General features: G+C 55.4%; 6 protein-coding genes. 5 read left to right on the top strand and 1 reads right to left on the bottom strand.

Going from position 1 to position 7,372, the window contains the following annotated elements:
- The 5 genes from AC1DVH_RS23745 to AC1DVH_RS23725 form a co-directional block, all read left to right on the top strand.
- A partial coding sequence (locus tag AC1DVH_RS23745) for a substrate-binding domain-containing protein (protein ID WP_477755878.1) occupies nucleotides 1-472 on the top strand: 472 nt, incomplete at its 5' end.
- 394 nt (nucleotides 473-866) lie between these two features.
- Nucleotides 867-2,531: a glucose-6-phosphate isomerase gene (gene pgi, locus AC1DVH_RS23740; RefSeq protein WP_477755877.1), complete on the top strand. Its 1,665-nt coding sequence runs from the start codon at nucleotides 867-869 to the stop codon at nucleotides 2,529-2,531.
- A gap of 437 nt (nucleotides 2,532-2,968) precedes the next feature.
- Nucleotides 2,969-4,195 carry a carbohydrate porin gene (locus AC1DVH_RS23735; protein WP_477755876.1) on the top strand — a complete coding sequence of 409 codons (1,227 nt, stop codon included), beginning with the start codon at nucleotides 2,969-2,971 and terminating at the stop codon, nucleotides 4,193-4,195.
- 187 nt (nucleotides 4,196-4,382) lie between these two features.
- The gene (locus AC1DVH_RS23730; protein WP_477755875.1) at nucleotides 4,383-4,592 is read left to right on the top strand and encodes a hypothetical protein; all 210 of its coding nucleotides are present in this window, start codon (nucleotides 4,383-4,385) and stop codon (nucleotides 4,590-4,592) included.
- A 197-nt stretch (nucleotides 4,593-4,789) separates the two neighbouring features.
- Nucleotides 4,790-5,287: a helix-turn-helix transcriptional regulator gene (locus AC1DVH_RS23725; protein WP_477755874.1), complete on the top strand. Its 498-nt coding sequence runs from the start codon at nucleotides 4,790-4,792 to the stop codon at nucleotides 5,285-5,287.
- 60 nt (nucleotides 5,288-5,347) lie between these two features.
- Here the strand turns inward: AC1DVH_RS23725 and AC1DVH_RS23720 are convergent.
- Nucleotides 5,348-7,372: GAF domain-containing sensor histidine kinase (locus AC1DVH_RS23720; RefSeq protein WP_477755873.1), on the bottom strand; the 2,025-nt coding region annotated here is incomplete at its 5' end.

The raw sequence follows: 7,372 nt of genomic DNA, 5'->3' as shown, positions 1-7,372 counted from the left end.
GCGTATCGGGATGGTATCCGGACGGTTGACTCAGTCTTCTTCTCATGAGCGAATTGACGGTTACCGTGCGGCCTTGGTTGAGGCAGGAATCCAGTACGAAGATCAATTAGTTTGCTGTGGTGAATCGGAGATTGCGCCGGCAATGGAGGCGACTCGCCGTCTACTGGCGCTAGAGCACCCGCCTACCGCAATAATGACCGCTAACAACTTGATGACCATTGGTGCTATGCAGGCCCTTCGTGAAGCCCGGCTTGAGGTGCCAAAGGACATCGCACTGGTCGGCTTTGATGACTTCGACTGGGCAGATGCTTTTAGCCCCCGACTGACAGTTATAGCGCAACCTCTCGAGGAGCTCGGAGCCCAGGCTGTGAAGCTTTTATTGAAGCGTATCAAGCAACCTGATGGGAGACGTCAGACTATTCGATTGAAACCCTCATTAATCCAGCGAGATTCTGGCGGCGTTCCCAAATGACTGTACTCAGGGATTTATCCTGAGGATCTAGCGGTTGCAGGCGTGAATTATTTTACTTTTGTCCACGTCTCGCCGCCTGGACAACTTTTAAACTAAATGACCAGCATCTGGTTTCAATTCGTCGTGCACGCATATGTATGTTTGCTTTTTCACTTAAGCGACCGGCTTTCGGTTTTTTTGAGCTTTCAATAATTTCGCCAAAGAGATAAGCGTCTATTTAGATCGCGATTAAAAATCGCTGACCTCGTGGAACGGAGTCCGATAGCCGATTATAACAACAAACCGCAGAACCTGTTTCTGTCGGGGCGTTTCTGCGTGTGCAGATTTACAAAACTCCCAAATTTGAATCGTTGATTGAGACGGCTGAAGCCGTATTGGCAAAGAGAGGCTGAGCATGAATAACTACAACAAAACGAATGATGTGACTGCATTGCCGGCATGGCGCAATCTGCTCGACCATCGGGAGAGCATGAAAAACTTTAGTATGCGCGATGCCTTTCAAGATGACAGTAAACGCTTTCAAGACTTCTCCTTGGCGGGCTGCGGGCTGTTTCTGGATTACTCCAAAAACCTGATCACTCACGAGACGCGCTCATTGCTGGTAAACCTTGCTCGCGAGGCTGGCGTGGAGCAGGCAGCGCATGCCATGTTCAGTGGCGAAAAAATCAACTGTTCCGAGGGGCGTCCTGTGCTGCATACCGCGCTGCGGCGACCAGTGGGGGAACCTTTGATGGTCGATGGCCGCAACTTGATGCGCGATGTGCATGGTGCTCTGGCGCAGATGACTGACGTTGTGAGTCGTATCCATAGCCATCTTTGGCGTGGTTACAACGATAAGGTCATCACTGATGTCGTAAACATTGGTATTGGTGGCTCATTTCTGGGCCCTGAGCTTGTCTCTGAAGCACTCGCGCCTTTCGCTCGGCATGGGGTGCGGTGCCATTACCTGGCTAACATCGACGGCAATGAATTCCGAGAGGTTACAGCCGATCTGAACGTAGAAACAACGCTGTTCATTATCTCAAGCAAAACCTTCGGTACTCTTGAAACGCTGAAGAACGCGCAAGCTTGTCGAAGCTGGTATCTGGCCAAGGGCGGGACGGAAGAGAAGCTGTATCGCCACTTCATTGCTGTGACAAGTAATCGTCAAGCTGCGCTGGATTTCGGCATCCGTGAAGCAAACATTTTTCCTATGTGGGACTGGGTCGGTGGCCGTTACTCACTATGGTCGGCAATTGGCCTGCCGATTGCTCTGGCCATTGGCATCGCTAACTTTAAGGAACTGCTGTCCGGCGCGTACGCTATGGATCAACATTTCCTGAATGAACCATTGGAACAGAACCTTCCCGTTCTTTTAGCAGTACTCGGCGTTTGGTATCACAACTTTTGGGGTGCGCAAAGCTATGCGTTCTTGCCCTATGACCATAACCTGCGCAACTTCGTGAAACATCTGCAGCAGATGGACATGGAGTCCAATGGCAAAAGTGTTCGTCATGACGGCACGTCAGTTTCCTACACCACTGGCCCAGTAATCTGGGGCGGCGTGGGATGTAACGGACAGCACGCTTACCACCAGTTATTGCATCAAGGGACGCCTCTAATTCCAGCCGACTTCATTGTGCCTGTGGTCAGCCACAACCCAGTGGCTGATCATCAGGAATGGCTGTACGCCAATTGCTTGTCTCAAAGCCAAGCGCTGATGCGAGGCAAAACCCGCGCTGAAGCTGAGGCAGAGCTAAAAGCCAAAGGCCTTTCGTCCAGTGAGATTGAACGACTGGCGCCGCATAAGGTGATTCCCGGCAACCGGCCAAGCAATACAGTTGCTCTTGAGATCATCAATCCACATAGCCTTGGTGCGTTGATCGCCCTTTATGAACACAAGGTCTTTGTCCAGGGTGTAATTTGGGGAGTCAATTCGTTTGATCAATGGGGCGTGGAGTTGGGCAAGGAGCTAGGCAACAGCGTCTACAACCTTCTGACTCGCTATGACGCGGAACCGGCAGATGATTCCTCGACGCAGGGCCTTATAGATTTCTTCCGGGGACGTCATCGTGGTTAGAGCCTCATAAGATTGGGTGGGACTAATGCCTTCCAGTCTTGGAGAAAACGAATGCCATGTAGTCGTGCCTCCGCGCATGTATTCACTCCTGTTGTACTTCTGAGGCTACAGGGTGATCGATCGGCCCTGCACCGTGATTAAGGAAGTTTGGGCTTCCAGGTTCGCGGCCTGAAAATACATTCCAAAGGGTAAAACTTACGACGATCAACTAACTCATTGGTTAAGTAATCGCTTGCTTACCGTAGTCACTCCGCACTGGCACTGCCTGGGTTCTTCTCATACTTTGGCTCAGGTAATACGGTGCGCTTTCTATTCGATTTAACCTATTTCCCATTCGGGAACTTGTGCGTGGAGCTAGCTGCGTACCTGGTTACAAAGCGTGCTGACTCGCGTTATCGACCTTGTCCAATAAATATAAAAAACAAAAGGTGTTATGAATGAACGTTAAAACTCTCAGTGCAGTTCTGGGTGTGTCCTTTGCTGTCGGCTTTCTGCCTGTTGACGCGTATTCAACAGACTTCAGTGGTTATTTCAGAACCGGAGTGGGGGATTCTACTCAAGGAGGGAAACAGTCGTGTTTTCAGCTACCGGGCGCGCAGTCCAAATATCGCCTTGGCAACGAATGTGAGCAGTACATAGAGCTGGATTTGCGCCAGGATCTGCTTTCACTGGACGACGGCTCGATGCTTAGCGTTGAAGGCATGGCACAGTTTTACAACGAGTATGGCCATGAACCAAAATTTGACGGAGAGCACGGCTATACGCGGATGAGCCAGCTCTACGCAGAGTGGAGCAAGATGCCGGCATTGAATGGCGGTTCTTTCTGGGCGGGCCGTCGTTACTACAACCGAAACGACATCAATATTTCCGACTACTTCTACTGGAACCAAAGCTCAACGGGCTTTGGGTTCGACCAGGTCGCATTGGGAGATCTGAAATACAGCTACGTGCTTTCACGCAAGGACAACGTCTTCCAAAAGGATTTTGTTACCCGGCATGATTTGACCGTCAGCGGATTCAACACAAATCCCGGTGGCGAGGTTAAGCTGGGCGTCAGTTATCTGGACAAGCCGAGCCGCGAGGATGCTCATCAGGGCTGGTCGGTGGTTGCCCAGCACAAGCAGGTCGCGTTCCTGGGCGGAGTCAACAAGTTCGCTGTTCAATACGGCCGAGGACCAGGCACCGCATTGGGGTATACCGGTGATACCACGCTGGATGAGAGCAACAAGAGCTGGCGGCTCGTGGAGTTTTTCGATTGGCAATTGACTCATGCTTTCAGTGGTCAAGTTGAACTGGTCTATCAAAAAGACACGCGCCCTGGAGGTGATGATCAGAACTGGTTATCCATTGGTGTTCGGCCAATTTATGCGTTCACGGATCAGTTCAAGCTGATCACCGAGGTTGGGCGCGACCAGGTTGAAGCCGCAGACGGTACCCGAAAACTCACTAAGTACACCATCGCGCCGACTTGGTCACCGAACGGCCCGGGATTCTGGGACAGGCCGGAATTTCGTCTGTATTACACCTACGCTACCTGGAACAAGGCTGCGCAACGCGCCGCCAGCTTGCAATCTCCGGGATCGGCTCTGTCTGATACCGGTGCGTTTGGTACAGACCTGCAAGGCTCCAACGTAGGGGTTCAGATCGAGTATTGGTGGAAATAAACTCCCTTGTTGACGCCGATGCCGAATTGAACCACGTGCCGACGCAAGACCGACCCACCTCAAAATCAGCACAAATCCGGCACAGACAACGGTTTGTGAGGAATCAGACGGGGTCAGTGACATCTCGGCAACTGGGTGTATTCGGCATCGGCACCAACAACGCTGACCTCTCCACGGAGCAATCACGATGTCGAATGCAGACCTGCTCCCTTCCCTACTCTTCAAGATCAATCAGAACCAGCTAGCCCTCGAAGCCGCGATCATGGCGCTTGCCCTTTGGGTCGAGCAGCGCAGTTCGGGTGAGGCTGGAGGCAATGTGCGCAGTGCGCTGGCAACGATCAGCACGAACGAAGAGTTGATCAACATGTCGTTAGCGGTGCTCGCGACGCCAGAGTGATCCCACCAACGGTGCTGCTCAATGCATCATCTGATTGCTGAAACGGGTAGGCAGTTGCTCTCTCTGGATATCTGGTGTGGGTCAGTTGATACCCATCGTGCTGCAACGGACACTGTATTTCAGAACTCTTAAGGTTTGCTTAAGGACTTTAAATGTCGCCGGCGGACAGACTTTCCTGAACGATCAGGAGAGCCGCCATGAACCCGCAATCGGTGATATCAAACCATCCATGCACCCTGGTACGGCCGCTGGGTGCCCTGTCCGGCTGGCAGGAGCGCCGCGCCAAGGAGCTGATGCTGCGTGACATGGGCAGCTGCGTTCGCATCAGCGAGATTGCCGAACACTGCAACCTGTCCCGTAGCCATTTTTCCCGGGCGTTCAAAAAGGTTACCGGCCACTCGCCGCAAGGCTGGCTGGTGATGATGAAAATCGAAAAAGCCAAAAGCCTGCTGATCACCTCAATGCCGATCACCGATGTCGTCTATGAATGCGGTTTCGCAGACCACTCGCATTTCACCCGCACCTTCAGCCGCCTGGAAGGGATGACACCCAAGGCATGGCGCCGGGCCTTTGATCATGTAGCGAGCCACCCTGGCCAGCCACCAGTAATTGATCGGGACATACCCGACTGGAGAATTCACGATAGCCTGGTCGACGGCGTGGGACAGTCGCGCGCACAGGAGCTGCACGCGTGAACTGATCGAGGTCGACAAAACGAACGCCTCCCCTTTGGCCGCTCATGCGGCCCTTTTTTATCAAGTGCTGGCCGGTGCCAGTGGCAGGTTGAAGCAAATCCGGGCGCCCTGCTCGCTATCCTGGACCACCAGCGTCCCGCCGTGCGCGCCGATCACCGACCTGCAGATGGCCAGGCCCATTCCCATGCCGCTGCCTTTGGTGGTGTAGAACGCATCGAAGATCTGCTCGCGCTGGTGCGCGTCAATTCCGGGCCCGTTGTCCTGGAAGCAGACCTGGACATGAGCGTCCTTCACCGCTGAGCCGATGATGATGCGTCCATTGGGCAACCCTGCTCCGGCGATGGCCTCCAGCGCATTGGTGATCAGGTTGAACACCACCTGCTGGATCTGTACCGCGTCGACCGACACCGGGCATTGCGCATCGAGCCGGGTTTCCAGGCGCACGTTGCGGTTCGCCAGGTCGGTGGCAGTCAGGCGCACGACCTCACCGATCAAGTGATCGATTTGCATCGGCAACCGTTGCAACGGCGTCTGTTTGGCGAGTGCGCGCAGCGCCTGGACAATGTCGGCGGCGCGGGCGCTGTCCGAGCGAATGTCTTCCAGCCCCTGAATCGCCTCTTCCAGATCGGGCTGATCACGCTTGAGCCAGCGCAGGCTGGCCGAGGCATTGGACACGATGCCCAGCAACGGCTGGCTGATTTCATGGGCAATCGAAGCAGAAAGCTCACCCATGACCTTGAGGTGCGAGCTGCGCGCCAGCTCCGCGCGGGAACTGCGCAAGTCCGCTTCCATCTGCGCGCGTAGCTGGTTGTCCTCGACCAGCTGTTCATACAGCTTGGCGGTTTGCAGTGACACCGCGGCCTGAGAGGCGAGAATTTCCAGCATGGTCAGGCGCTGGGCGCTGAATAGCTTGGGGACCAGGCTGTTTTCCAGATAGACCAGGCCGATCAACGTGCCTTGTTTGAGCAACGGCAGGCATAACACCGACCGCACCTGGCGCTGTTGCAGATCGGCGCTGTAGGCCTCGGGACAATCGGCCCGGGCATCGTCGAGCACCAGGGTCGTGCGCGTGCGCATCGTGGCGTTGAGCACCGAGGCCGGCGCCATCTGTTCGAGCGGTTGCCCGGCGTCCAGAGCGACCCGTACATTGCCGGCTTCGACCGAAGCCGTCGCCGCCAGTTGCAGTTCGGCGCCGCTGACCATCATCAGCACGCCATTGTCGGCACCGGCCTGAATCATCAAGTGATTCATCAGGGTTTCGACCAGTCGTTCGAGCAGAACCTCCTGCGACAGTGCACGCGCCGCTTCGATCCCCACTTCAAGATCGAGGCGGACCTGGGTCACAGGCCGGACCGGCTCGAACGACGGCTCCGCACTCAGAAACGGGTGCAAGGTTTCCAATTGACGCGCCTTGCCTTCGGCGCCCCACAGGTTGTAGCAGTCGCGCGCGACACGCAGGTGGTGGCTGGCACCCGACACCAGCCCGTTGGGTAGGCAGATATCGGCCAGCTGTTCATGGGCCAGCGCCTGCTCATGGATGAAACCGGCCGCCGCCGCCGCGATCTGCGACTGATCGAAACAGCGGATAGCTACCAGTTCCTGACCGCGCAAACGGGCGATGACTCCCTCGATCAGCAGCAATTTGTTKCGGAACGTTGTCGGATTGAGTTCGACCCACGGCAGGAACCGCTGGCGTTGCCGCTCGAGTTTTTCCAGTTTTTCCGCCACCTCGCCCGGCGCTTGCATGCTGCCCAGCGCCAGGCTGTAGAACAGGTGGTAATCGGCGAGATTGATATGCGCCGGAATGGACCAGGCCAGCGCGGCGGCTTCTTCGAAACGTCGCAATGCGTAAGGGATATCGCCGAAATAAAACGCTGACATGCCTGAATACAGCCAGGACCAGAACAGCGTCGGCTGCGACACACGGGTACGGTCGATGGGGCCGAAACGGTCATGTTCGATGCCATCCAGTTCGTCCAACGGCCGATGCAGGCGCCCGTCGCGCAGATCGGTGGCGAATGCCTGTTGCGCCAGCAGGATGCGCTCGATATCGATGTAATGAAATTGCTGCACCCACGCCAACCC

The organism is Pseudomonas sp. P4_C3, from assembly GCF_056402075.1.
The sequence above is the reverse complement of the archived record's forward strand: the minus strand, read 5'-3'. Positions and strand labels throughout refer to the sequence as shown.

What these genes read in the sequence shown, in the direction of transcription:
- AC1DVH_RS23735 (WP_477755876.1), top strand. Translation starts at nt 2,969, where the DNA reads ATGAACGTTAAAACTCTCAGTGCAGTTCTGGGTGTGTCCTTTGCTGTC.
- AC1DVH_RS23725 (WP_477755874.1), top strand. Translation starts at nt 4,790, where the DNA reads ATGAACCCGCAATCGGTGATATCAAACCATCCATGCACCCTGGTACGG.
- pgi (WP_477755877.1), top strand. Translation starts at nt 867, where the DNA reads ATGAATAACTACAACAAAACGAATGATGTGACTGCATTGCCGGCATGG.
- AC1DVH_RS23730 (WP_477755875.1), top strand. Translation starts at nt 4,383, where the DNA reads ATGTCGAATGCAGACCTGCTCCCTTCCCTACTCTTCAAGATCAATCAG.